23 protein-coding genes, 1 tRNA gene and 2 pseudogenes are annotated in these 25583 nt (G+C 55.2%); 9 read left to right on the top strand and 17 right to left on the bottom strand.

The annotated features are described in order from the left end of the window. Positions 1 to 473: 473 nt before the first annotated feature. A complete protein-coding gene (locus tag OKC44_RS17805) occupies positions 474 to 2438 on the bottom strand; it encodes a CHASE domain-containing protein (RefSeq protein ID WP_201950592.1) in 1965 nt (654 codons plus the stop codon). A gap of 240 nt (positions 2439 to 2678) precedes the next feature. On the opposite strand from OKC44_RS17805, the pseudogene OKC44_RS17800 reads away from it, so the two are divergent. The 4 genes and pseudogenes from OKC44_RS17800 to OKC44_RS17785 all read left to right on the top strand — a co-directional run. After that, positions 2679 to 2939, top strand: a pseudogene (locus tag OKC44_RS17800) (transposase); the annotation flags it as partial. 233 nt (positions 2940 to 3172) lie between these two features. Then, positions 3173 to 4341, top strand: a protein-coding gene (locus OKC44_RS17795) for an IS3-like element ISAeme20 family transposase (RefSeq protein ID WP_085943968.1) whose coding sequence is annotated in 2 segments (ribosomal slippage) — positions 3173 to 3428 and positions 3428 to 4341 — 1170 coding nt in all. Because the reading frame shifts where the segments join, the coding sequence is not laid out codon by codon here. A gap of 32 nt (positions 4342 to 4373) precedes the next feature. Then, positions 4374 to 5860 (top strand): IS3-like element ISAs9 family transposase gene (locus tag OKC44_RS17790; RefSeq protein WP_270814395.1). Its coding sequence is split into 2 segments (ribosomal slippage): positions 4374 to 4785 and positions 4785 to 5860, totalling 1488 coding nucleotides; the frame shifts between segments, so codons are not numbered across the junction. Positions 5861 to 5937: 77 nt separating this feature from the next. Then, a pseudogene (locus tag OKC44_RS17785) lies at positions 5938 to 6495 on the top strand (IS5 family transposase); the annotation flags it as partial. A gap of 167 nt (positions 6496 to 6662) precedes the next feature. Here the strand turns inward: OKC44_RS17785 and OKC44_RS17780 are convergent. The 11 genes from OKC44_RS17780 to mepA form a co-directional block, all read right to left on the bottom strand. Beyond that, on the bottom strand, positions 6663 to 7310 hold the full coding sequence (locus OKC44_RS17780) for a hypothetical protein (protein WP_139444232.1): 648 nt from the start codon (positions 7308 to 7310) through the stop codon (positions 6663 to 6665). Between the two features lie 928 nt (positions 7311 to 8238). Continuing rightward, positions 8239 to 9231, bottom strand: a complete 993-nt coding sequence (locus OKC44_RS17775; RefSeq protein ID WP_270814392.1) for an AAA family ATPase — start codon at positions 9229 to 9231, stop codon at positions 8239 to 8241. A 220-nt stretch (positions 9232 to 9451) separates the two neighbouring features. Continuing rightward, a complete protein-coding gene (locus OKC44_RS17770; RefSeq protein WP_016351021.1) occupies positions 9452 to 9709 on the bottom strand; it encodes a hypothetical protein in 258 nt (85 codons plus the stop codon). A gap of 537 nt (positions 9710 to 10246) precedes the next feature. Beyond that, the gene (locus OKC44_RS17765; RefSeq protein WP_042057300.1) at positions 10247 to 11209 is read right to left on the bottom strand and encodes a site-specific integrase; all 963 of its coding nucleotides are present in this window, start codon (positions 11207 to 11209) and stop codon (positions 10247 to 10249) included. 137 nt (positions 11210 to 11346) lie between these two features. Beyond that, positions 11347 to 12543: a tyrosine-type recombinase/integrase gene (locus OKC44_RS17760; protein ID WP_270814389.1), complete on the bottom strand. Its 1197-nt coding sequence runs from the start codon at positions 12541 to 12543 to the stop codon at positions 11347 to 11349. Between the two features lie 712 nt (positions 12544 to 13255). Then, positions 13256 to 14563 carry a tyrosine-type recombinase/integrase gene (locus tag OKC44_RS17755; protein ID WP_270814387.1) on the bottom strand — a complete coding sequence of 436 codons (1308 nt, stop codon included), beginning with the start codon at positions 14561 to 14563 and terminating at the stop codon, positions 13256 to 13258. Between the two features lie 83 nt (positions 14564 to 14646). After that, a tRNA-Ser gene (locus tag OKC44_RS17750) sits at positions 14647 to 14734 on the bottom strand. Between the two features lie 145 nt (positions 14735 to 14879). Further along, positions 14880 to 15497, bottom strand: coding sequence for a TPM domain-containing protein (locus OKC44_RS17745; protein ID WP_042064353.1), 618 nt, complete (start codon positions 15495 to 15497; stop codon positions 14880 to 14882). A 20-nt stretch (positions 15498 to 15517) separates the two neighbouring features. Then, the gene (locus OKC44_RS17740; RefSeq protein ID WP_085735188.1) at positions 15518 to 16252 is read right to left on the bottom strand and encodes a TPM domain-containing protein; all 735 of its coding nucleotides are present in this window, start codon (positions 16250 to 16252) and stop codon (positions 15518 to 15520) included. After that, entirely contained in the window at positions 16249 to 16854 is a 606-nt protein-coding gene (locus OKC44_RS17735; RefSeq protein ID WP_065477938.1) for a LemA family protein, read from the bottom strand. The genes OKC44_RS17740 and OKC44_RS17735 overlap by 4 nt, the downstream gene beginning before the upstream one ends. A gap of 42 nt (positions 16855 to 16896) precedes the next feature. After that, a complete protein-coding gene (mepA, locus tag OKC44_RS17730) occupies positions 16897 to 17661 on the bottom strand; it encodes a penicillin-insensitive murein endopeptidase (protein WP_270814385.1) in 765 nt (254 codons plus the stop codon). Between the two features lie 175 nt (positions 17662 to 17836). Here mepA and OKC44_RS17725 point away from each other — a divergent pair, with 175 nt between their 5' ends. Both OKC44_RS17725 and OKC44_RS17720 read left to right on the top strand, forming a co-directional pair. Further along, positions 17837 to 18379 (top strand): hypothetical protein, encoded by a 543-nt coding sequence (locus tag OKC44_RS17725; RefSeq protein WP_270814383.1) that lies wholly within the window; start codon positions 17837 to 17839, stop codon positions 18377 to 18379. A gap of 219 nt (positions 18380 to 18598) precedes the next feature. Then, positions 18599 to 18877: an RNA recognition motif domain-containing protein gene (locus OKC44_RS17720; protein WP_026080382.1), complete on the top strand. Its 279-nt coding sequence runs from the start codon at positions 18599 to 18601 to the stop codon at positions 18875 to 18877. A gap of 71 nt (positions 18878 to 18948) precedes the next feature. Here the strand turns inward: OKC44_RS17720 and OKC44_RS17715 are convergent, their stop codons facing one another. Next, entirely contained in the window at positions 18949 to 19848 is a 900-nt protein-coding gene (locus OKC44_RS17715) for an aldo/keto reductase (protein ID WP_270814381.1), read from the bottom strand. A 114-nt stretch (positions 19849 to 19962) separates the two neighbouring features. Here OKC44_RS17715 and OKC44_RS17710 point away from each other — a divergent pair, with 114 nt between their 5' ends. The 3 genes from OKC44_RS17710 to ltaE all read left to right on the top strand — a co-directional run bounded on the left by OKC44_RS17710 (position 19963) and on the right by ltaE (position 22263). Further along, the gene (locus OKC44_RS17710; RefSeq protein ID WP_039214920.1) at positions 19963 to 20370 is read left to right on the top strand and encodes a helix-turn-helix domain-containing protein; all 408 of its coding nucleotides are present in this window, start codon (positions 19963 to 19965) and stop codon (positions 20368 to 20370) included. An 81-nt stretch (positions 20371 to 20451) separates the two neighbouring features. Continuing rightward, complete coding sequence (locus tag OKC44_RS17705; protein WP_270814379.1) at positions 20452 to 21153, top strand: SDR family oxidoreductase; 702 nt, start codon at positions 20452 to 20454, stop codon at positions 21151 to 21153. Between the two features lie 90 nt (positions 21154 to 21243). Next, entirely contained in the window at positions 21244 to 22263 is a 1020-nt protein-coding gene (ltaE, locus tag OKC44_RS17700) for a low-specificity L-threonine aldolase (RefSeq protein ID WP_270814377.1), read from the top strand. Positions 22264 to 22323: 60 nt separating this feature from the next. Here ltaE and OKC44_RS17695 read toward each other — a convergent pair whose 3' ends face one another. The 4 genes from OKC44_RS17695 to OKC44_RS17680 all read right to left on the bottom strand — a co-directional run bounded on the left by OKC44_RS17695 (position 22324) and on the right by OKC44_RS17680 (position 25566). Beyond that, positions 22324 to 22755, bottom strand: coding sequence for a PAS domain-containing protein (locus tag OKC44_RS17695; RefSeq protein ID WP_005346525.1), 432 nt, complete (start codon positions 22753 to 22755; stop codon positions 22324 to 22326). Positions 22756 to 22763: 8 nt separating this feature from the next. Beyond that, a complete protein-coding gene (locus OKC44_RS17690; RefSeq protein WP_139389880.1) occupies positions 22764 to 23798 on the bottom strand; it encodes a response regulator in 1035 nt (344 codons plus the stop codon). Positions 23799 to 23852: 54 nt separating this feature from the next. Further along, positions 23853 to 24791 carry a LysR family transcriptional regulator gene (locus tag OKC44_RS17685; RefSeq protein WP_270814374.1) on the bottom strand — a complete coding sequence of 313 codons (939 nt, stop codon included), beginning with the start codon at positions 24789 to 24791 and terminating at the stop codon, positions 23853 to 23855. 73 nt (positions 24792 to 24864) lie between these two features. Continuing rightward, positions 24865 to 25566 (bottom strand): DUF2982 domain-containing protein, encoded by a 702-nt coding sequence (locus OKC44_RS17680; RefSeq protein WP_041218153.1) that lies wholly within the window; start codon positions 25564 to 25566, stop codon positions 24865 to 24867. Positions 25567 to 25583 lie beyond the last annotated feature (17 nt).

The raw sequence follows: 25583 nt of genomic DNA, 5'->3' as shown, positions 1-25583 counted from the left end.
ATGGATACCGTGTCTCCTTTCCCGGGGAATGGCTATGGCACAGCGAAGGTGTAGCACTATTGGGATCAGTTATTTAGAGGTTGCCGGCGAGGCGTCAGAAAATGCTGGAATCGGCCCTATCCTGACGCGGCCCAAGGTTCCGGCCTGACGCCTAGTTAGGGCGTACTTCAACTGGACGTTCGCGGCGGGCCTACGTTGGGTTTTGGTTCCATTGCTCCCCAAATCCCGAATAGGGAGCAGTGGAACAGGAAACGCACTTAAGCCAAGTCGGCTTAGCGTACGATTCTTCCCGAATTCTGCGGCTTCCCTTTCCAGCCCTTGGCGGTCATCTGTGGGGCCAGTTGCTCGAAGCAATCGGCGGTCAATGCCTGATCGGTCGTGATGGACCAACTTCATGCGTGGACGCTGTCGCCGGCAACACAAGATCTGGAGTTGTCGATCAGGGTGCGTTTAAACGCTACGGGAACGCAGAGCTACACCGAGCCGCTATCCTGATGCACCAAGGCTCCATTCTTGGAGCCTTTCTTGACCTGATACATCGCCTGATCGGCATGCTCGCTGAGCACCTCGATGGTCGTTCCATGCTGAGGGTAGAGCGCGATACCGACACTAATGGAAATTCGTGCTTCGCCACCCGCAGGCAAGGGGATTGGTCGGCGGACCTCCGAGATGAACAGGCTGGCCTTTTTGAGCGCCTCCTGTTCGTCGCTGACGTGTTGCAGCAAGGCCACGTACTCATCGCCTCCCACCCTGGCGAGCGTGTCGGAGGCACGGATGCAACACAGGAGACGGCGGGCCACGGTCTTTAGCACTACATCCCCCGCTTCGTGGCCATGGGTGTCGTTGACCGACTTGAACCCATCCAGATCCATGAACAGCACAGCCAGATGCGTGTTCTCGCGCTCTGCCAATGCAAGCGCCTGCTGTATGCGGTCACCGAGTAAGACCCGGTTGGGTAGATCGGTCAATACGTCATGATGCGCTCGATGGTGATAGGTATCCAGCTCCTGTCTGGACCGGCTGATGTCCTGATGGGTACCGTACATGATGAGAGGCTTGCCATCCCGATCCCATTTCCCCACCTTCCCGCGGTCCAGCACCCAGATCCAGTGCCCATCCTTGTGGCGCATTCTGGCCTCACACTCGTAGAACGGTAACTCCCCCGCCAAGTGCTGCTTGAGCAGCTGTTCTGACTTTTGCAGATCTTCCGGATGCGTGAGCTTTACCCAGGTGACGATGGAGATCGGCTCAAGCTCTTGGAGCTTGTATCCAACGATCCTCGCCCATTCCTCATTGAAGACGGTTTCACCGCTCTGGACATTCCACTCCCAGGTGCCGACCCGGGTGCCTTCAAGAATGGCGCTCAATCGAGACCTCTCCAGAGACAGGTCTTCTGTCATCGCGCGGGCCGCCGCTTCTGCCCGGGACCGACCCGACACCAGCAAAAACATCAGCCCAGCCAGCATGGCACTGAGCAAGACACCGGTTACCGCGATCACGATCGGTAGCCCTCTGTCCACCCGTTGCAGAAGGCTCGTGCTGCCATGCACGCGAACGGTCCAGGTTTGTCCCATCATGCGCAGCCGATGCACCGATTCAAACCCTGGACGGATATCGGTACGCCCTGAACTGCCAAAGTGAGTTCGTGTCGCTTCAACCATCTCTTCGCCGTCGAAGATGTCGATGATCAGGTCACGCTCCTGCTCTCCGAGGAGACCATGCAGGAAGTCTGTCATGCGAAACGGTGCATAGACCCAGCCGCGCAGTTGTTCCCGGCGCTCTGCTACGGTTGCCGCTGGCTGGTCAGTAGCGTAGATCGCCTGGTAGATCAGGAACCCCGACTGCTCCTGAACCCCCGTTTCCTGCTGGAGACGCACACGCCCCGAAAGCGCGATGGCACCCGTATCTACCGAGCGCTGCATGGCCTCGCGCCGCACGGGTTCTGAATACATGTCGAAGCCGAAGGCACGCAGGTTGCGTCCCGAAAACGGCTCCAGATACACGATCGAGGAATACAGGTCTCGTTGGCCTGCTGGTTGCACCGTGTAAGAGGGAAAGCCTTCGGCGCGGACCTGATCGATGTGGGTTTGCAGATCGGCAGGCCGGATGGCCCTGGCGAAGCCCACGCCTTGGATGCCAGGCAGGTACTGGTCCAGAGCCTGGCGATCGGAATACCTTCGGAAATCTTCACGTCCGACATCATCATGCACATCAAAGAACCCGGCCGTGCCCCGCAGGACCTGCTGGTAGGTGGCCATGCGGTTCTCGATGCGCTCAGCAGCCTCCCGGGCGCGGAAGTCGAAGTAGACCTGTTGTCGTTGATAGACGGACTCGACGATGAGTTGGTAAAGCACTACGGTGGAGCACAGGCCGATCAAAAAAACCACAAGAGGGATTAGCCTCGGCGACAGTCGGCTTGGTTTGCCAGAGGGGATCATTCGCTATGCCTTCTTGTTGATTTCCCAAAGCTTAAAATTAAACGCTACCATAAACAGCAACAACAGCAACAACAGCAACTCTCCGAAACTCTTTCCTGATTTCTTCTTCTTCCTTGCGAGCTTGGATCTTGGCTTCACGCTCGGGCGTGCTCATTCCTTCGTAGCTGACTCCTGTAGTGGTCTAATCATCCCGGACACCGTTTTAGGTGGTACAGTCGCCACCATGACTTGAGGTGTTCAATGACAAGATTACGTCGCTCATTTACTGCTGAATTCAAACTCGAAGCCGCATCCCTGGTGCTCGACCAGGGATACTCTGTCCCCGAAGCCAGCCGTTCACTGGATGTCGGTGAAACCATACTTCGCCGATGGGTTCAGCAGCTTCAATCCGAACGAACCGGCACCACCCCTATCGGCAAAGCGCTGACCCCGGAGCAGCAGAAAATCCAGGAGCTGGAAGCCCGCATCAACCGGCTCGAGCGCGAAAAGGACATTCTAAAAAACCGCCTCCCCGGCACTCCGTGGCCCATGGAATTAGAAACACGTCCACTACACTGACCTCACCGAACAGTGGTCGTCTGCTTTTTGGAGGCTGAGTCCCCGTCAAAAAACCTGACCCAGGGGAAGCTGCGGACCCGTGAGTGGTGGCACCTTGGTGACCCCGTTTAGGAATGAGGTATCCTGATTTTCACAGACAGTCCCGATTGTTACGATGAGACAATCGGGGGTATTGAATGAAATCGAGAGAACACTATTCACCAGAGTTTCGGGCAGAGGCGGTTCGACTGGTGTTGGAGCAAGGCCTTGGCCAAGCTGAAGCCGCCAGAAGGTTGGGTATTGCCAAAGGCACACTGAGCAACTGGGTGGTCGCAGCCAAAGGAGGAAAGGATACATCGGCCATTCCCGGAGCGCGTTCTGTCGCCGAGCTGGAGGCTGAAGTGGCCCGGCTACGCAAAGCTCTCGCACAAGCCAACATGGAGCGCGACATCATAAAAAAGGCCGCCGCGTACTTTGCTCAGGAGTCACTGCCAAGTACGCGTGGATAGCCAACCAACAGGACATCTATCCCATTTCCGTTATCTGTCGTGTGCTGGAGGTCTCTCGTGCGGGCTTCTACCACTGGCGCCAGCGTCCACCGTCACAGCGCCAACAAGAAGATGAACGACTCAAGGTCGCCATTCGGGCTGCTCACAGCAAGACGCGCCAGACCTATGGCGCATCGCGTTTACAAGCTGAGTTGGCCGCCGAAGGATTTTACGCTGGGCGGGACCGGATTGGGCGATTGCGCCGTGAAATGGGGTTGTCTTGCAAACAAAAGCGCAAATTCAAGGCGACAACCCATTCTGCTCATTCCCTGCCCGTGGCGGAGAATCTCCTTGGTCAGGTCTTTGCGCCGACGAAGCCCAACGAAGTCTGGACCGGTGATATCACCTATATTGCCACCGACGAAGGCTGGCTTTATCTGGCTGGTCTCAAGGATGTGTTTACCTGTGAGATAGTGGGTTATGCGATGGGAGAGCGAATGACCACCGGGTTGGTCAGTCAGGCGCTGTTTCGGGCTGTGCAGCAGAAGAGGCCACCCGTTGGGCTTATTCATCACACAGACCGGGGCAGTCAGTACTGTGCCAAGGCTTACCGGGCTCTCCAGGTACAATTTGGCATGCAGACCTCCATGTCACGCAAGGGGAACTGCTTCGACAATGCCCCGATAGAAAGCTTCTGGGGGTCTCTTAAAAATGAACTGGTTCACCACCATAGATTCGAGACGAGAGCGGAGGCCAAGGCAGCGATTCAGGAATACATAGAGATTTTTTACAACCGCCAGCGTCGGCATTCACGACTTGGCAATGTCAGCCCGGCGGAGTTTAACAAGAGGTATTGGAGAACTGCTCAGGCTGCTTGATCCGGGACTGTCCGATCTTGTCAGGACACCTCATGCCACCCTATAACTGGAGCCTCAGACAGGTTGCTGATGATATTGGTGTTGGCATTGCAACTGTTCATGGCTGGCGAAAACAACTGGAACTAGAGGGGCTGATCATCCGAAAAATCGAACCCGACTCGGAGCATTCTACAGAGCAAATTTTTACGATCCTGCTTGAAACGGCCGCATTGTCTGAACATGAGTTGGCTGAGTATTGTCGGAAACATGGTCTGTACCCTGAGCATCTTGTGGCATGGAAGCAAAATTGCCTGGCGGCCAATCAGCCTAAGCATCGCCAATTGGTTGATGAACAGCGAGCTGTTCGTTCAGAGAAAGCCCGCATCCGAGCGCTTGAAAAAGAGCTACGTCGAAAAGACAAGGCTCTAGCCGAATTGGCTGCACTGCTGGTGCTTCAGGAAAAGTTATCAGCCCTCCGGGACAACGAAGAGGACGACTGACCTCTTACCCGGAGAGGCAACGGATAATTGCACTGATAGAGGAAGCTGTAGACCACGGGGCTCGCTATGCGCAGGCCTGCCGAGTTGCGGGTATCACACACAGGACTTTTCAGCGATGGTTCTGTGACGGCAGGCTAAAACCAGATGGAAGACCATTAGCCAGACGGCCAGTGCCAGCCAATAAGCTGACAGAACATGAGCGAACACGGGTACTACAGGTATGCTCTGAGGCTGAGTACGCGTCTTTACCTCCGTCGAGGATCGTCCCCATGCTTGCTGACAGGGGCATATACCTTGCGTCGGAAGCAACATTCTATCGGCTCCTGAAGGCAGAAGATCAATTGCACCACAGAGCCGGTGGGAAACCCCGTGGTACTTATAGCCGTCCGACCAGCTATACAGCACATGGTCCGAACCAAGTCTGGTCTTGGGACATAACCCATTTGCCAGGAGAGGTTAAAGGGGAGCGGTATTATCTATACATGCTCATGGATGTATATAGCCGTAAAATTGTGGCAGCGGAAGTGAGGGAGGTTGAGCGCGGTGAATATGCCGCAGCCTTGTTACAGCGGGCCGTCATCATGGAAAACTGCCGGAATAGCGGATTAATTTTACACTCAGATAACGGGGCTCCGATGAAGAGCTTCACAATGCTGGCCAAAATGTATGAACTGGGTGTCTGCTCGTCATTCAGTAGACCCCGGGTCAGCAATGATAACCCCTACTCGGAGTCGCTGTTCCGAACACTGAAATATTGCCCTGCATGGCCTGCCGATGGCTTTAGCGATATAAGCAAAGCACGGGCATGGGTACACAGCTTCATACGCTGGTACAACACCCAACATCGTCATAGCGGGATTAAGTTTGTCACACCAGAACAAAGGCACCAGGGTTTGGATAAGCCCCTGCTTAAACAACGGGAAGCAGTCTATGAAGCCGCACGATGCCAGCATCCTGAACGCTGGTCTGGTAAAACAAGGAACTGGACACCAGTAAGTACGGTGGCGCTCAATCCGGAAAATGAACGCCGGGCAGCATAAAAAACGACAACTACCTTGAAAAACGCCGGGAATCAGCGTTCATTTTAAACCGGAATAGGTGTTCATTTTCGACCGGAATATGCACTGCCCCTTGCTCGACCAAGAACAAGCGTGGCGAGCGTGACGGCGAGATGCACCAGACCAAGAAGAAAGGCAATCAATGGTACTTCGGCATGAAGGCTCATATCGGTGTCGATGCCAAGAGTAGCCTGACGCACAGTCTGGAGACCACGGCAGCCAATGAGCATGACCTCAATCAAGTGGGAAATCTGCTCCATGGCGAGGAGGCATTTGTGTTCGCTGACGCAGCGATATCAGGGGTGCGGAAAATCGTGAAGAGCTGGCGGATGTAAGGGCACCAATGGGCGATTGCGATTGCGATGCGACCAGGCAGGCTCAAGGAGCTCAACAAGCATCCGCGAAAAAACCAGGCTGTGATTGCCTTTGAGAGGCTCAAATCCAGCATCCGCGCCAAAGTGGAGCACCCGTTTCGGATCATCAAACGTCAGTTTGGCTTTGTGAAGGCGCGGTTCAAGTGGCCGGGGCTGCGCAAGAACGACAACCAACTGGCGATGTTGTTTACGCTGGTGAATCTGTTTCGCGTGGACCAGATGATACGGGCATGGGGGGAATAGCTGTGCCCAAAAATCGAGATAAGCCTCGAAAATGAGGCTAAATGGCGCTTAATAGCCGAATACTTGCGGCAAAAAGTTAGGTTTTTGGAGTGATGGGCATTTCAAATGCGGACAAAGAGCTCGTGGTGAAAGTGCGATGCGATCCACTTGTTCGCACCTTCCCTAGACTAACTGCTCGCGACACAAATCCCGTTATCCCGCAGCATTCCATCCGAACACCGTGCGACAGTGGAGTGAAACGCATCGCTGAGGTCGTAAACCGGATCGTGGAGCAAATTGAACTCGGTCACTAACAGGCTGGGGTTCATATGAGGATGGCTTGGGATTGCACCCAGCAGGTGGTTACGCAGATGCTGGGTCATCTGGAAAAAATTTTTGCCCGATAACAGGGGGGTATCCAATCGAACCAGCTCAGTGAATGGCTGTGGATAGCTAGAGTCGATGATATAGCCGCTGACCTGATAGGTGTATGTTCGAGCCCTTAGTCGCCTCTGGCATCTATGCCCATCCTCTGGTTGCGTATAGCACTGCTCCCGGGGTGGCTGTGGGATAAACTCGAGATGCGGCAGATCGGGATGACCCAGTAAGATAAATTGGGTGATCAGGCAGTGTCCAACGTCGGCGCTGCCACTGCCAGCATTAAAACCAGCTTTGACGCTGTCACGTCGCAGTTGGTTGAAATGTTTAGCCAGCAAAATGGGTTGGTTATAGGATCTTTCATCGATAAATGGGAGTTCACATCCGGGCTCGGTGATATAGCCGTTTAGGTGGTAGATGAATGGGCCGATGAAAGGCTTTTTAGTTAAAATTATCATGATTAGTCCAGTGGGGGAAATCGGCAAACGGTTGCTGTGGTGATGATATAACAATCATCTTATTTGAATACTCTTGGAGCAGAACCCGATCACGAGCCCCACGAAAAATTAGTATAAATAGAGATATTGAAATTTTTAAATGTCTCCCGCCATTTCAAACTCCTATCGCATAGTTGATCCATCATGAGTCGCCATTGGTTTTCTAAGAATGTCACCACGGTAAACCGAGAGATCGCGATCTGTCAAGCCAGAAAACTGGATCATGCCATTGATTTTAAAGGAATTATTTATTGAAAAAATAATTGTACAAATTTTGCTCTTGGTTTTTTTTTGCTCATTCTGGGTGTTTGTTGCACAGTTATTGACCGGCAATCCCCCCCCGAAAAACTGGGGTGCTCATAAGAACAATTATCTCGTATCTTGAACGCACCAGTAACTTGGCCGACGGGTCTATCCTAACGAGATCAGAGTTGACCGTTAATACACTGAGATGAGTTCTTATTGACCGGCCTGCATTGCTAAACTCTGGATCGTATATTCACATAGAACGCAGTTCTATGTGGAATTTATGAAAGTAAAGACGGCTTTCCGATGAGATGCCTTTTTACAAATGGCGATAAGGAGGAGAGCGCACGGAAAAAGAGGCAGCATGAAGTTCAATCCCAGCCAATAAAATAAAAAAACCGTTTTTTGTTTTCATGAGAAAATTCCTTTTAGATTTGAAAACAAACGGGGAGGCTAGACTTTTTAAAATGAATGTTTGATGCTTTCATACCTACTTATTTTCGAGATGTCAACCGATGAGGATAAGAGTAGATTTATCCTCATCGAGCCGGGGGATTGTTAAGGGGGTGCAATATATCACATGCAATACTTATATATATGTAGTTCATTGCACCATTGCATCCAATTAATTGGCGGATGTGGATTAATCTGCTAAATGTTTGATAGCAATGCCATCTGTTAATACATATTCAGTCCGTTCAGATGTCGCCACCCTTGTCACCCAACCATTATCGACACATTTTTTTATGTAATTTTTTGCCTGCCGTTCTTTTACAGAGAAATACTGGCAAAACCTCTCGGTCAATGTGGTGGCAGAAATCACCGCTTGGCCTTCCAGCGCCTCCAGCAGCCCATCCATCAGCTTGTCGCGCTCCTCCCCGATGGCACTGACTAATGTCAGCCCAATACGATTAAGGAGTATTTCGTCAGGTGTTTCAACCGCCCTCGCACTGAACGTCAGGCTGTAGCGAGCCCCTTGCCCCTCTCGCGTCCCCAGTGAGATGACGCCATCGGCCTCACCATGAATCGAAGAAGCTCCTCGCATGCTCATTACGCCAGCGTTAACCCCACCTGCATTAGGAGACACCTTTCTCGCGTGATGGACGATGATATGTGCAGCTGAGCCGCTGATTTTTCGAATGGCTCGCATCACCTGACCCATTTCGCCATTGTTGTTTTCCTCTGCATTATGCATCCGAGCGAGGACATCCCAGATGATCAAATCCGGTTGAATGTCGTTGACAATATCTATTATTGCCTGTGATGCCATAGGATCTAATACATCAGTCGATTTATAATCGCCGCACCGCAAGAATGTTTTAATGTTTTTTGCATCTCCCAAGTTGGTCTGTTCCGACATGGTGTAGTACCGCTGCCAAAACAATCTGTCATTGACCTCAAAATCCATATACAATACGAGCGCTGGCCTTTTAATTTCCCAATTTAAAAATACACTACCGCTGGCTACAGCCAAGCCCAACTGCGTTGCAAGCATCGATTTACCCGTTTTGGGCGAGCCATTAATAATCCACTGTTCGCCTTTTTCAATCAGATTATCCACCACCCAATTAGGGCGTTGCTGGCTGGAAATTAATCCAGCAGCAGGACTGAAATTATAATGTTTTTCATTATTCATAAACATACCTATATTATTGTGGTGACTTAGTACTATGTTGATATGTCTCATCGTTTACATATATGCATAAGCTAATCATGCGTATATGTATAATTAACTACCCCGTGTTGTTGCAGATACAGTGTTTTTATGTCTGATATTGCGCTATCAGTATGAAGGGCATGGATAATCAGGTATAAAAATGCCACCAACAATGGTGGCATTGGTCGTCTGTCCTCGATCAGCAAATGAGCCCGAGCGCCCGAAGGCGTTGGAGCGCCCGATCCTGTGCATCGTTCGAATAATCGGCTTCCAGAGTGATCCGAGCAAGGCGCTCAACCAGCCGCCTGCCACTTTCATCGAGCCTCACAGACACATCGAGCAATGACACTGTGTATTGAGTGTTACATGCCGATGCCAACGCAGCAGCCAGCACCCTGCTAGATCCGGTGCGCGGGTGTTCTGAAATGATTGCCAAAATTTCGTTTAGAATTTTCATCTATTTCCTCTATGTTGTTAAACAATATGGTGCCTTTTCGGCTGTCATAAATTCTGCTGGTTAGATACTGGTTGTGATGTAAACGCCCTCGATTGATCAGCACCAAGCGATGTTATGGCTGCGTTTTGTGTAATAACAAATAATCATCTAAACATTTTTTATGTCTGGTATTTCGCCATCAATATGGATGACCGTCACCGATATATAGGCATCAAGGTAGTTCCTCCTCGTGCCTCGTCAGACTCCACCTTGACCCCTATATTCGGCTCCTTTGTCATGCCATATTAATCGCTTCATACCCTCCATAAAAATGGGTTCTCCACCCCACTCCGGTCGCTGCGCAACCTACGGGGGTTCCGGGTTCGCTACTCTCACCACACCCACATTCTTACGTTCGTAAGAATGTTTTACCCCGCGTTCTTACGCTGTGTTGGCTCTGCGTTCTTACGGTTGCGACGAAGGCGTTCTTACGGTTGCGCCCCAGGGGGATTTGCCATGCAGTGATAGCAGCAAGGCTGTCCCCCTGTAGCCGCTCCCTTATCGGGATAAGTCGTCATCGGCATCGCGATGCCGATTGATGAATGCCGCCATGCCTCTCGGCGTTGTTGGGGCAGTTGAATCTGCGCTCGGCGAAGGCTCAGCCACTGTTGTGGGTGTAGCTACCTGGCGATGAGTTTTGTTATCCACAGAAAGCTCGGCGTGCGTTGTCCTGATATGGCTCAGGTCAGCATCCGCTGGGCAAGTGGGTAACACGTTACCATTAGCGGATTTACGATTGCCGTATTTGTCCACAGAAGACGTTGCCTGATGACCCATGATGTAGGCAATGCGCTGCCGGTCGAGCCCAGACGCTTTGAGCTCAGAGCCCATCTGATGGCGCCAGCTGTAAAAGGTCGGCAGCGATTTTCGCGCCGGCCAGAGGTTTTTGCCCGCCGCACGCAGCTTGTCCTGCAATGAGCCAATTTTTGCTTTCTTTGCCTCGGTCACCATGAGTTGCAATTTCTCTGGCGAAAGCGTGTCAAACTGTAAGACCCTATCTGCACCACGTTTGCCATCATGGCTTTTTTTGGCTCCGATAACGGTGAGCCGATTACCCTGCGCAGTTATGGTGGCTAGTTCAGCAGGTCTTATCCCCGCGCGCATAAACAACAATATGGCCGCCAACATAGCGCTGTCATTACGCGCCTTAAAATACTGAATCAGTGCAACGAGATCATCATTATCGACCTTTTTAACTCTTTTTTGTTTTGCCTTAACCGGTATATCTGGCCTACTCAGGGCCTGAATTCGCTCGGCCGCGTCGGGAAAATTCAACAATTGTTGATGATATACCAGTGCACAGCGCAGTTTTCGCCAATAGCCAGGACTGCATTTTGAAGCGCGAGCCAACAATTCATCCGCAATGTTTTTTGCTGTGATATTAAGGCCCTTTTCCTTTAGGATTTCATAATGATTTTTTGCCAGTCTTTCATATTCCTTTTCCGTTGCCTGTGTAGCCATTCGGTCATCTCCCAGAGCGCTTGAATAACGCCTTCTTTAGATAGTGGGCAGGATTTCCCCACCCACGACGTGGATCCCTTTATTAAAGGTGCGATTTAGTTTTAAATTAATGCTGAATGCGTGATGTAGACAGTGATTTACTGCGCCACAGAAATTCGCTGCATTAAAACACTCATCAATCTCTGCATGACAGCAGGAGTTGCCAGTAATGCGTCGACATCGAATTCGCTTTCTGTGTTTTTATCTTCAGTTTTTTGATTACAGCTCGGCACAGTAACTTGAGCCTGCTGACCAGCCATACAGGCATTAAATACCGTGTCAGCCCTACCCCTATAATCAGGGGCGTCCTCCATCAACCACTTGCCATAATGGCGTACCACCATTTCTGTACCGGTGTGCCCCATCTGACGGGCTATCCACTCGATGCTGATCCCCGCCGAGAGCAGTTGGCTTGCATAGGTGTGCCGAAATTGAGATGGCCCCCGATAACGCACCCCAGCAGCCTGACAGAACGGCCTGAAAAACCGCTCACGGAACTCATCAACCGAGGCATAACTGCGCCTTTTGGCGTTGTAGTAAGCCAGCAGGGTGCGTTGTTCACTCATCTGAGTGCGATTATCCGACCTCGTGACCGTAATCTTCTTAGCCTTACGATGCTCCGCTAGCCTCATCAAGGTTTTGAGAGATCCAACAGCCTGTTCTGACAGCTCTATCGTGCGAATAGATCCCCTGGTTTTGGGCGTTTTGTACTGCCCATCAACCAACGCAAGGTCAACCAATAAGGTCTTCTTGTCGAGATTGACCGCCTCCGCACTGACCGCCATTAACTCACTGATGCGCAGACCCGTAGAGATACCGAGTTGGATGAGTGACACCTCCAGCAAATGGGTGCTTTTCAGGGCAAGAAATGCCTTAATTTCGTATTGATAAAATGGATCGGGTTCGTCCACCTCAAATTTGCATTTTTTAATGCCATCCATTGGACTGGTATGAATAACACCATCGCTGACAGCTCGGGCAAACACTTGTCTCAATATATCCAAATATTGGTTAATGGTATTTCCTTTATATTTTTTGTTGCAAAATTTCACTACGAGCAGTTCAATGTCACTCGCACGATATGACGTCAGCGGTTTATCACCAATCCATTTTATCAACTGTTCTGCTTTACGCTTCGAAATGTCATAGGTTGTCTGCGCATACTGGTATTTTTTGATTTCCAGGTGCTGACGAATGGCTGACGCCAGTGAATGCTCATCAACAATGACTGAACGCACAGTGTTGTGTTTAGTTTTTTGTTTTTGAACGGTCCTTTTATTGGTTTGTTTGTTCATAATTACCCTCATTACAGTTATAAATACTCCTTCAATTACAAAAACAGCAATAGCAAAACGTGATGCTCACGCATCGATACCGAGAGGGTAATAGTGCACCTAAAAACAGCGATATAAATTACTCTGTGACGCTATAAACAGATAAGTTTCACCTCAAAATCCTGTTAATTTGTCAAATGCCAAGTATACATTAGCGATAGCTGATGTCATTTAATCGATATAATCAAATGTTCCCGTCAGATTTTTACTCAACATTGCATCAAGCAAATACCATGTGTTATTCACTTCACCCGAATTTGGGTAATAACAACCCGTTCAGCGTATCGAAGATAGCTGTGATATTGGCGGTATTTTTTAAATCTGAAGGGGTGATAACCCTTGTTTGAACGAGATAAACGTGTCGGTGTGTTCTACGCCATATTCATTTCGTTTCGATCCTTCGTGTTTACTGTCGTTGTTATGTCCTTGTTAGCAGCTTTATCAGCATACTACAACGATTGAGGACCACTCGTCAATGAAAATAACCCACAAAGAAAAAGAAATGTCAACATATTTTTATTAGGTTTTTTAAATATTTTCCAATGTGCTTAAAATCATTATAAATCATGAAGATAGGGCCATACCCGCCCCATTAAACCGCCGAGAAATGCTCTCATATTGGTTTTTTCATGGGGGGGAGACAGCCCTGTTACCCAAAAAATATGCGTCATCTTTACGGTGATTTTCCCCCTGACAGCAGGTGGTGGGGTATCAGGTCGGTAGGAAGGGATTGGATTTTCTCATTCAGCAGCCTAATGTTCACACGTTTGCCATAGCGGCCAAACGTCAGGCCGTTTTTACTGTGTCCCGCAAGTTCGGCTACAACATGCTCAGCGACATCCGCCTGCTGTAACTCATCGATGAAGGTATGCCGCAGCCCGTAAAGCGTGGGACGGCCCTGACCTACGATGCCAGCCTCATTGAGGTGGCGTTGGAAGCGACAGGTGATGTTATGCGCCCAGTCGTCGTCTTTGCCTGATGGTTGGTCATCGAACAAAAATACCTTCCCTTGACTGCGACGACTCTCCACATAGTCCAGGAATTGATGTCCGATCAACGCACTGTGCAGTGGCACGGTACGGTACGCATTGATGGTTTTGAGCTGCTGATCCGCCTCTCCCGCATCGACCATCAAACACCAAATCCCCTCAACCTGTTTGATGTTCTGAGTTTTGAGCTGGCAGGCCTCGGAAGGCCGCAACCCTGCGTATAGGCACAGCAGGGGCACCCACCAGTCCTGAATTTTCAACTTTCTGCCTTTCTGGGATTGTTTGCTGCGCAGGCTGGCAAACAGTTGGGCCAGTTGAGGGCAATGCCAGCGCACTCGCTCTTCATCCGCCCGTTTGCTCGGTCTTTTACCTGCCGTCAGCCCATCGAAAGGGTTACGACTGCAATAGTCCAGTGCCACGCACCAACGGAAGAACTGTTTCAGGGCTGCCAGATAATCGGTCTTAGTTTTGAAACTGATGTCGCTCTTGCGCAGCAAGATGTTGCGGTACTCCTGCGCCAAGGTTGGGGTCACCTGATCGGCTTTGACCCCTTTGGCCCAGGTGACGAAGGCGTTGATCCGAAGTTGGAGCTGGCCCACGGATTTATGTTGGATCCCCTCACTCGATTTGGCGTCGAGAAACTGTGTCAACGCCTGGGTAAGGGCAATCCCCTTGGCGGGGCAAGTCGAGGACTCGATGGGGGAAGCAATGGATTGGGAGGGCGTAAGAGATGCAGCAAATCCCGCAGCTTTGAAAGCGTCTAGATCGGCGCGGATCCAGCGATAGAAACTGCGGGGTGTAGTATCGGCAGGGGTAGCCGCGATTAGTGCACGAGTACGAGCTGCCACTGCTAGGTTGCGGTCTACGGCGAGCTGCCTATCTTTGGTGCAAAGGGAAGTACGGATAGCGAAGGGCAAGCCACGGTCACGTAATGACTTAGGCAGCGGGAGACGAGTGTAGTAGGTGCCGGAGGCATTTTTACTCAGATACATGATTGTTCCACCCAGTTGATCCAGGAAAAAAATCACGTAAGTCTAGAAATGAAAAAACCCGTTGAAATTCAACGGGTTATATTTGGCGGTGAGGGAGGGATTCGAACCCTCGATACGTTGCCGTATACACACTTTCCAGGCGTGCTCCTTCAGCCACTCGGACACCTCACCAAATTTTTGCTCACAGCGCCGTTGCGCTGGAACGGGGCGTAATTTAGGGGAAAGGGCTGCCTGGGTCAACCACTTTTCCCCTTATTTTTCATAATCTTTATCGAACGCCTATCCCTTGAACAGAATGCCGGTTTTTTAAACCCGCTCAGGGCTTGGGGAGGATGATCAGGCTGTCCGGCAGCTCGTTCTGGTCGCGGGTGGCGGGGAAGGCGTCGGTCAGAATGGCGCTGGTCCGCTCGATGCACTCGAGGAAACCCTGCTCCACCTCCTTGTTGCGTACCCGGCGGGTGAAGTCATCGATGATCTCCTGCCACTGACCGTTGTCGATGTGCTGGGCGATGCCGTCATCCACCAGGATCTCCACGTAGTGCTCGGCCACCGAGACGAAGATCAGCACACCCAGCCTGTCCCGGGTACGATGCAACCCCTGTTCGACGAACTGCAGGCGTGCCATCAGGGCGGCCCTGTGCTGGCGAACCTGTTTGGGGATCAGGTACATCTTGATGGGGGTCCAGTGGAACAGGATGCTCAGCACCAGCCAGACCGACCACTGCACCAGCAGGATCTCGTACCAGCCGAGCCAAAAACCGAGCTCGAATACCAGCAGCGGGGTGAGCATGGCCAGCAGCGCCGCCCACAGGGTGGGGATGTAGCGATAGCCGTCGCTGGCGGGGGCCAGAACGGTCACCAGCTCGGCATCGGTTGCCTGCTCCGCCTGTTTGACCCTGGCCTGCAGCGTGTGAAAGAACTGTTTCGAAATCATGTGTCGTCTCTTAATCCCTGTTACCAACCACCGGAGGCGCCGCCGCCGCCGAAACTGCCGCCCCCTCCACTGAAACCGCCGCCGCCACCACCAAAACCGCCACCGGAGCGACCGGCACCGAAGCCACCGGCGAGGTAAGCGGCGCGGCGCCGGCCACCTCTGCCGCCACCACCACCGCCACGCAGGTTGTGCAGCACGATCATCACTATCACCATCAGGATGAACAGCCAGGGCCCGCCCAGCTTATCCTTGCTGGCGTTGTCCACCGGTTTGTACTCGCCCGCCAGCGCCTGCATGATCGCCTGGCTGCCGGCAACCACCCCGGCCACCATGTCGCCGCGCTTGAACGCGGGCAGGATCCGGGTCTGGATGATGTTGGCGGCGATGGCATCGGGCAGGGCGCCTTCCAACCCGTAGCCCACCTCGATGCGCACCTTGCGCTCATCCTGGGCGATCAGCAGCAGCACCCCGTTGTCCTTGCCCTTCTGGCCGATGCCCCAATGACGGCCGAGCTGATAGCCGTACTCCTCGATGGTGTCGCCCGCCAGCGTGTCGATGGAGACCACCACCAGCTGGATGCCGCTGCGCTTCTCGAATGCCGCCAGCTGCTGGGTGAGCTGGTGGGCCTGCTTGCGGGACATCAGGTTGGCCTCGTCCACCACTCGTCCGCTCAAGGCGGGGAAAGTGGGGGCGGCGGACACCACCGCCGTCCACAGCAGCAGGCAGGACAACAGGGCGCGGATCACGCGCTTCATTGGAAACTGACCTTGGGCGCCTCATCGGCACCTGGCTTGGCGCTGAACGTGGGTTTGGCCTCCAGGTCCGAGTAGAGCAGCTTGGACCAGATGACGCCGGGGAAGGTGCGGATCTCGGTATTGAACTGACGTACCGCTTCTATGTAGTCGCGCCGGGCCACCGAAATACGATTTTCGGTGCCTTCCAGCTGGGCCTGCAGGGTCAGGAACTGCTGATCCGCTTTCAGGTCCGGATAGCGCTCGACCACCACCATCAGCCGGGAGAGGGCGCCGGAGAGCTGGTTCTGGGCCGCTTCAAACTCCTTGAGCTGGGCGGGATCACTGACCTGCAGGCTGCCCACCCGGGCTCTGGCATCGGTCACCGCCTTGAGGGTCTCCTGCTCGTGGCTGGCGTAGCCCTTGACGGTGGCCACCAGATTGGGGACCAGATCGGCGCGGCGCTGATACTGGTTCTCGACCTGGCCCCAGCTCGCCTTGACCTGCTCATCCAGGGTCGGAATATTGTTCATGCCGCAACCGGTCAGGCCCAGCAGCAGGGTCATAACCAACAGGGACTGGGTTGCCCTCTGCCAGAGTGAAGTGGCCATCTTGTTGTTCTCCATTGACATTTTTTGCAGATAACGGCTCACCATACCAGCTTGTGGTCAACCGCCACAACGGGCGGGCAGTCTGGGTTTGTGGTAAGCCATCGAAACCTTGGGCAGTTGCGGCTTGTCTTTGAGCCAGGAAACCAGCTCGGCGCCGCAGCCGTTGCCGGGCGGGATCGGCGCCTGAGGCTGGCAATCCGGGCTGCCGGCCGGGCAGCGTAGACGCACATGAAAGTGGCTGAAGTGGCCGACCCAGGGGCGCAACTTGCCGACCCAGGGTTCATCGGGTGCCCGTTTGCATACCTCGGCCTTGAGCACCGGGTTGATGAAGATGCGGGCGACCTCAGGCTTGCTGGCTGCCAGGCGCAGCAGGTTTAGCTGCTGGGGGCCGAAGCGCCCGGGCAGTAACCGGTAGCTGGGCTCATCGATCAGCGCCCACTCCTTGGGGGCATCCTGCTCCCATGTTGAGATGGGCTGGTTGGCCATACGAAACCAGATGTCGGCGTCGAGGCCGGTCTGGTGGCTGCGGTGACCGGAGGTGAAGGGGCCACCGTGGGCCATGGCGAGATCGGCGATATAGAGGTCCGGCATGCCGGCCATGCGGGTCTGGTTGGCCAGGGTGGTCAGGTAGGCGATGAGCTCGGGGTGGCCGTAGTAGCGCAGTCGCTTGGTGCGGATCACCTGATAGCCGGGGCCGGTCAGCGGCAGTGCTACTCCATTTTTGAGGCAGCCGGCGGAGTAGCCGCCAATCGCTTCAGCCTGGCGGGGATGAGGTTCGGCAAGAAAGGCACTGGCCATGAAGAGCAGGGTGGTGGCAAGCATGAGACTCCCGACAAGCATGCGAATGGGCTCAGATGAAGAGAATGATACCAAGAGTCCGGTGAGGCCGTCACCCGATGAGCGAGCCCGGTTGCATCCCGGTGTCGGGCTCGCGCACAATGCGCGACAAAATTGGTGCATCCAGGGCGTGTGAACGCACAGGCAAGAGGAGAAGAGAATGAAGGTCAGTGAGCTGGTGAACAAAGAGGGACTGGTCTGGCTGATGCCCCCTGCTCGCCGTTTCTATCCGGTGATGGTTGTGCTGTTGCTGGCGAGCCTTTTCACCGTGCTGGCCGCCGTTGGCTTGGGTTATCCGCAAATGGGCTTGCTGCCTTGGGTGGGGCTGGTGTTTGGCGGCATAGTGCTGCTGATGATGATACTGCCTCGCAGCTGGCAGCGCTGGCGGCTGGCGGAACTGGCCTGGGACGAGACGCACCTTTACCTGCTCAATGGCAGCAGCGATCGGGCACAGGCCCTGCCAAGATCGGTACTGGTCGGGGTCGAGCGGGATCGCAAGGTGGGCCACGATGGTCAGTGGCTGGCCTTCAGCCTGGATCTGGCGCTAAACGATGAACAGCTGGCGGCCGCCACCGCGCTGATGGGGCTGAGTCGGGAAGGCACCCATGTCGTGGCAGCCGGCACCTATCGCTTTGGCTTTAAGCGCGCCTGGCATGGTCGACGCACGCTGCAGGGGCTGCTGGATGCCCTGCTCCCCATATGAGCTGACTATTTTCTCGACAATCTTCCCCAAAGCTCAGATACTGCCAGTGACTCGAATTGATCTTGCCCGTTCTGTTCATCCAAGAGATCAATGACTTGAGTGAACCGTACGGGGGAGTGCCCAGGCATGATGCCCTGGCAGGTCCGGCATGGGGGTTGTGCCCTTACCTTTGTGTTGGTGATTGGATAGAGAAGGCACCTTGAATCGAGAGTGGATGGCATGAAGATTTACGTAGGTAATCTGTCGTACCGGATGACGGCCGACGAACTGACAACCGTGTTCAGCCAATTTGGGCAGGTAGACAAGGTCGATATCATCATCGATCGCGATACCGGTCAGTCCAAGGGGTTTGGCTTCATTGAAATGCCTGTCAATGGCGAGGCTGAAAAGGCCATCGCCGGTTTGCATGGCACCGAAATCGGTGGCCGTACCATCACAGTCAACCAGGCCAAGCCGAAGACAGATGCACCACGTGGTCGCCCCCAGCGTCATCGCTGAGCTGCCTCGATAACGCAAAACGGCATGGGTTTCCCCCATGCCGTTTTTGTTTCTGGAATTTGCCGGATGAATCAGGGTACGTCGTAACCGAGCGCCGCCTTGCGAATGCGAAACCACTGCTGGCGATTGAGGACAATGGATTCAGCGGCCACGGCGGCGGCGATGCGCTCCCGCTTGCCGGAGCCTATCAGCGGCAGCGGCTGGCTTGGCAGCATCATGACCCAGGCGTAGACCACTTGTTCGATCTGTTTGGCGCCCACTTCCTGGCGGATCTGCTCGAGCTCGGCGCGCAGCGGGGCATATTCGGGAGCCTGGAACAGGCGCCCGCCACCAAGGCAGGACCAGGCCATCGGCTTGATGCGCAGTTGCTGGCATTGGTCCAGGGTGCCGTCCAGGGTGGTGCTCTGGTTGAGCGGCGAGATCTCCAGCTGATTGGTCACCAGCGGGAAGGGCAGGCGCGACTGCAGCAGCTCGAACTGGCGAGGGGTGAAGTTGGAGACCCCGGCATGCTTGATCTTGCCTGCCTGCTTGAGGGTGATGAAGGCATCGGCCACCTCGTCGGCATCCATCAGGGGATCCGGGCGGTGGATCAGCAGCAGATCCAGGTGGTCGGTGGCGAGCTTTTGCAAGGAGGCCTCGGCACTGGCGATGATGTGCGCCTTGCCGGTGTTGTAGTGATTCAGCGCGTGTTCCGGCTTGGCGGTGAGGGCGATGCCACACTTGCTGACGATCTCCATCCGGCTGCGCAGAGAGGGTTCAAGGCGCAGGGCGTTGCCGAAGGCCTCTTCGCACTGGTAGCCACCGTAGATATCGGCGTGATCGATGGTGGTGACCCCCAGATCCAGGTGGTACTTCATCAGATCCAGCAGGGCGCTCGGGGAGAGTTGCCACTCCATCAGACGCCAGTAACCCATGATGAGGCGAGAGAAGGTCGGACCCTGTGGATGCAGGGGGAGGCGGGATACGGACATGGTGGCTCCTTGGCGGATAAGGGAAAAAAGCTGCCAGCATCTTGGTCTCTTCTGGCTGGCAAGGCAATAATGCGGCTTTTGTTAATTCGAACTTTGGTTCTGAAGGGGAAGGAAATGGACGGTTTTGCCGAGCGCTTGCACAGCCTGATCGGGACGGGCAGCATCAGTGCCTTTGCCCGCAAGGTGGGGCTGAGTGAGGCCCTGATCCGTAAATATCTGAAAGGGGCCGAACCCGGCCTTGGCAAGGCCAACCAGATTGCCATGGCCGCCAACTGCTCGCTGGAGTGGCTCGCCACCGGCTGCGGCTACCTTTATCGGCAGGCGGAGGTGGTGGACAGAGAAGCGCTGAGCGCCGCCGGCACCTTGTTGCAGGAACAGTTGCCGCAGCAGCGTCTGCCTGCAGAAGACGAGCTGGTTACCCTGCTCGCCTACTACCAGTTCTTGCGCAGTCACAAGCAGGCTGACGGATTTCTGGATCTGGCGCGGGCACGCGAGTTTGGCAAACACCTGCATGAGGCGTGAGCCTGAATGGGGATGGCCGGGCAACGGCCGGGGATTATTCTGATACCCTCTAAAGCAGATAAGGGCAGCAGGGAGAGGGAGATGGGCTATCTGATCTTGGGCAGCGGCGGATTGGGCACGGCGCTGGCACATGAGCTATCCGCCCGTGGCGAGGAGTTGGTGCTGGCCGGCAGGCAGCTGCCCAAGGGGGTGGATCCCGCCTGCTATTTCCCGTTGCAGGAGGTGGATGTGCTCTCCTTCGATGCCCTGTTCACCCTCTATGACACGGCGCCGTTGCCGAGCGTGGTTATCAACACCATCGGTCTGTTGCACGACATCAACTTCATGCCGGAGCGGCGGGTGGAGGAGGTCAAACCCAGGTGGCTGTGCGACAGCCTGCTGGCCAACGCCTGGCCGCAGCTGGCTCTGGCCGCCTGCCTGAGCCGCCGGATGACGCCGGATGCCCGCCTCTGGCTTTGCTCTCTCTCCGATCTGGCCGGCAGTCTTGGCGCCAACGAGACGGGCAGCCGTTACAGCTACCGGATGAGCAAGGCGGCCCTCAACATGGGGGCAAGAACGCTGGCCCACGAATGGGGGGAGCGCTTCCCCGCCGCCGGGGTTGTTACCGTGCATCCGGGGCTGATGGCCACCCCCATGAATCAACCCTTCCTCGACGAGCTGGCGGCCGAGACCTTGCAGGATCCGGCGCTGGTGGCGCCGCGTCTGCTTGATCTCATCAACCAATTGTCGCCGGCCCAGTCCGGCGGCTTCCTCGACCTGCAGGGCCAGCCGCTGCCCTGGTAACCCGTCACCGGCTTCACATTCCGGAAACGGCCCGCTTGCCAAGCCAGCTCCTGCTGGCTAACGTCATCCTCCTGCTTCAGGAGGGATGTCATGCGCTATATCGATTTACGAAGTGATACGGTCACCCAGCCCACGGATGCCATGCGTCAGAGCATGCTGCATGCCGAGGTGGGGGATGATGTCTACGGGGAAGATCCCGGCGTCAATGCACTGGAGGCCCGCGGGGCCGAGCTGCTTGGCAAGGAGGCCGCGCTGTTTGTCCCCTCGGGCACCATGTCCAATCTACTGGCGGTGATGAGCCACTGTCAGCGGGGGGAGGGCGCCATCGTCGGTCAGGCGGCCCACATCTATCGCTATGAGGCGCAGGGGAGCGCCGTGCTGGGATCGGTCGCGCTGCAGGCGGTGCCCATGCAGGCCGACGGTTCGCTGGCAGTGGCCGATGTCGCCGCGGCGATCGCCCCTGATGATGCCCATTTTGTGCAGACCCGGCTGGTCTGCCTTGAAAACACCCATAACGGCAAGGTGCTGCCTCTTGACTACCTGCAGGCGATGCGCAAATTCGTCGACGAACGCGGGTTGCAACTGCATCTGGATGGTGCCCGTTTGTTCAACGCCGCCGTGGCGAGCGGTCATGGGGTAGACGAGCTGGCCGCCCCCTTTGACAGCATCTCCATCTGCCTCTCCAAGGGGCTAGGAGCACCGGTAGGGTCGCTGTTGGTGGGCTCTCGCCCCTTCATCGACCGCGCCAGACGGCTGCGCAAGATGTTGGGTGGTGGCATGCGCCAGGCGGGGATCCTGGCTCAGGCCGGTCTGTTTGCCCTTGATCAGCATGTGGCCCGGTTGGCAGACGATCACCGCCGTGCCAGACGGCTGGCCGAAGGGTTGGCCGCATTGCCCGGCATCGGGCTGGATCTCGCGCTGGTGCAGACCAACATGGTATTTCTGCGGCTGGTGAAAGGGGAGGCCGAGGCGCTGCTCGCGTTCATGAAGGAGCGGGGGATCCTCTTCTCCGGTTATGGCGAGATGCGGCTGGTGACCCATCTGCAGATCACCGATGACGACATCGACGAGGTGATCGATGCCTTCACCGAGTACCTTGCCGCACGTTAAGGTTCACTCAATAAAACAGGGCGCCAAGGCGCCCTGTTTTATTGTTGAGAAGAAAGCGGGTCACGCCTGGCGCTGGCCGCTCATCAGCATGGCCTCGTCGGTGGCGTCGTAGATCATTACCGCGATGTGAGTCACCTGACCGCCAAAATCGGCCAGCGGCACCAGCGTCAGGTTCTGGAACATGTGGGGGGCTGAGCCGGTGATCGGGCGGTAGTTGGAAAAACGCAGCAGATAGGGTTTCTGCTCCCAGGTGCTGAAGGCGCGGTTGTTGAGCTTGAACACCATGTTGGCCTTGCGCTCGAACCAGGCCCGATCCACATCGGGGAAGAGTTCGAACAGCACGCCATCGCGCACCTCGCCGGCCAATCGGCCGCTGTGGCTCTCCATGAAGCCGTTCCACACTTGCACCTTGTACTCCTTGTCGAGCACCACCAGCCCCACGTCCAGGTTCTGGACTATGTTCATCAGCCAATGAAATTCACGGATTTCCATGGTCACTCCTAGAGCATGTGCATGATTTTGTTGTTCATGGTGGCGATGGAATCTTCGGTAAACAGCAGCAGCAGATCGCACTGCACCGCGTAATCCTGGACCCGGTAGTTGATCTCGATGGCCAGGGTGCGGCGCCAGCGACTCTTGTTGGTGTTGATGAGCTCGTTGATGGGCCTGTGCTGGCCGAGTACCACAGGATGGCCCTGACTGAAGGGGGTATCGAGCTGGCTGGCATAACCGCGCAAAAAGGCACCGATCAGCACGTTGGCGGTATCCATCAAGAGCTCCAGCTCGGCGTTGCGATCGAGCACGCCCTGATGGTTCATCAGCCGGGCCAGATCCTTGAAGCTGGAGTCGTGGAATAGAATCAGCGCCTCGCCGGCGATACCGGCGCCGATGAAGCCCTGACAGACGGCGGAGAGGGTATCCGAGTCGGCGGCGGCAGAGAGGGCCATGTGCAGCTCGGACACTTCCAGCACGTTGACGTTGGGAATGGGCAGCACCACGAAGGCGTTGAGCAGGCGGGCCAGCAGGTCGGCGGCCTGGCCCATGGAGACGTTGGCGAGCTCCTGATAGACGTCGCGCACCTCGGGACTGATCTTGATGCCGGTATCTAGGCTGCCGACATCACTGACACTCTGGCCGGCGGGCCGGGTGTCATTTGCAGTGGCGGCGCCTTTGGCCTGCCACAGATCATGCTGTTTCAGCAGGGCGCTGAGGGTTTCCGGTGCGGCGGGTTTCTTGATGAAATCCAGCGCTCCCAGCCCCATCACCCGCTGATAGGCTTCCGGCTGGATATCGCCGGAGACAACGAAGACCTTGTTGCGCAGCCCCTCCCGCTGCAGGGTCTCCAGCACGCCGTAGCCATCCATTTCCGGCATGGTCAGGTCGAGGAAGATCAGATCCCCATGACCCATCAGCACCTGCTCTATCCCTTCCAGCCCGTTAGCGGCGTAATGCAGCGTCACGTCCCAGTCGGCGGGAAGGGCGCGGGCCAGCTGTTTACGGGCGAATCCTGAGTCATCACATATCAATACATTCATAGTGTTAGGCTGGCCTGGTCAACGAGGATTGCTATAAGTGTGGCCCGCCAACGGTCAGATGCAATGGGACAGGCTGGTCGCCGGTGAAAATTGATTGTCCCATTGGCGATTCCGGTAGCGCGCTGAATATTTTTCAACAAATTCAGCGAACATCTTAACACGCAGCGGGGCAAACTGAGGCTGGCAGCGCAACATATAGAAGGGCCGGTTGCCGGTTTTCCAGTCGGGCAGCACCGCGACCAACTGCTCATCCTGCAGGAAGGGATGCACGTAGTGCAGCGGGGCATTGACGATCCCCAGGTGGCGCCTGGCTGCCCGGACGGCAGCCTGGGTCTGGTTGACGGTCAGTTTGGCGGAGCGCTTGATCTGTACCGTCTGCTCGTCCCGATCGGTCAACTGCCAGTGCTGGTGTGGCCAGCAGTAGATCAGCGCGTGATCTTCCAGCTGGGCGGGATGCGCCGGTGTGCCCATCTTCTCCAGATAGAGCGGGGAGGCAAACAGGCCGTATTCGATGTGGCCAAGGCAGAGTGCGTTGGGCAAGGATTGCGGCAGCTCGCCGTTGAAGAACACCAGATCCCGGTCGTTGTCGAACAGATGCTGGTGGTCGTTGGTCTGGGTAATGTCGAACTGCACCTCGGGGTAGTGCAGGCCAAAGTCCGCCAGCATGTCGACCAGGATGGTGTTGGAGAGGGCGATGGGGGCCGCCAGACGGATCACCCCGTTGATGTCGGCCTCTTTGCCCTGGATCTCGCCGGTGGCCTGCTCGATCGCGGCCAACGGGGTGCACAGGCGCTCGTAGTAGCGCAGCCCTTCGTCGGTGAGGCGGAGTTTGCGGGTGGATCTGTGTAGCAAGGAGCAGCCAAGCTGCTCTTCCAGCTGAGAAATACGTCGACTGATGGTGCCGGTTGGCATGCCCAGTGCGGCTGCCGCGTGGGAGAAGCCTCCCTCTTGCACCACCTTGACGAACAGATAGAACTCTTCGATGTACTTCATAAGCGGTGTTCTGGGTGTAACAAGCCAGTGACCTTAAGAAGAGGCGCCCGCCTTGGCAAGCTCAATCCGGCGTTTAATTGATCTGGATTAGATTCGACTCCCGCTGGTACTGGTGCAACAGCCGGACAAATTCGACCGGATCCCGGTCAAGGCTGTTGTCCGGCACCAGCAGATCGTAGCCGAGCAGCTCGCGCAGCCGGGTCATGCGGTTGGCCAGCATGGCGATCACCCCCTCATAGCGCTGGCCGGAGGGAGAGCGAAAATGGCTCTCTTCCAGCAATCCCTCGCCCTGAAAAGCACAAGCACAACCCCCGCTGCTGCAGGCCGGTTGTTCGCTACGCAGGGCCTGCAGCAAGACGCTGCGTTGCTCGGTCAGCAGGCGCACTGCCAATCTGGGTGTGATCAATGTCAAAAAATCGTCGTAATCTTTTATTTTCAAACCGATATAGGGCAGGGGGACCAGATCCCAGCCCAGATGAATGCGCGGCTGGTCTATTCGCTGAATATTTCTCCATTTCAGGATCCAACCGCCGTATTTATGGTGATATTGCAGACAATCGTGACAGAGCGAGAGACTGAAGTGAGGCTCAATCAGCTTCAATGAGCCGATAAATATCATCATCAGACCCGCCAGCAGGCCGGAGACGAGGGGGATTAGTGGTTGTTCACCGAATAAAAAAAGTATAAAAATCATAGCAATGGTTACTATGATGCCCAACAATACCAACGTGAGTCCGTTTTTTCTGACCATGGGTTTCACATGTAGCGTTTTCATATGAAGTCAGCCCTTTG

It is taken from the genome of Aeromonas sp. S41-2, from assembly GCF_027705845.1.
GTDB classification, from domain to species: domain Bacteria; phylum Pseudomonadota; class Gammaproteobacteria; order Enterobacterales; family Aeromonadaceae; genus Aeromonas; species Aeromonas hydrophila.
Note: the sequence above shows the minus strand (reverse complement) of the source record. Positions and strands in the feature narration are given on the sequence as shown.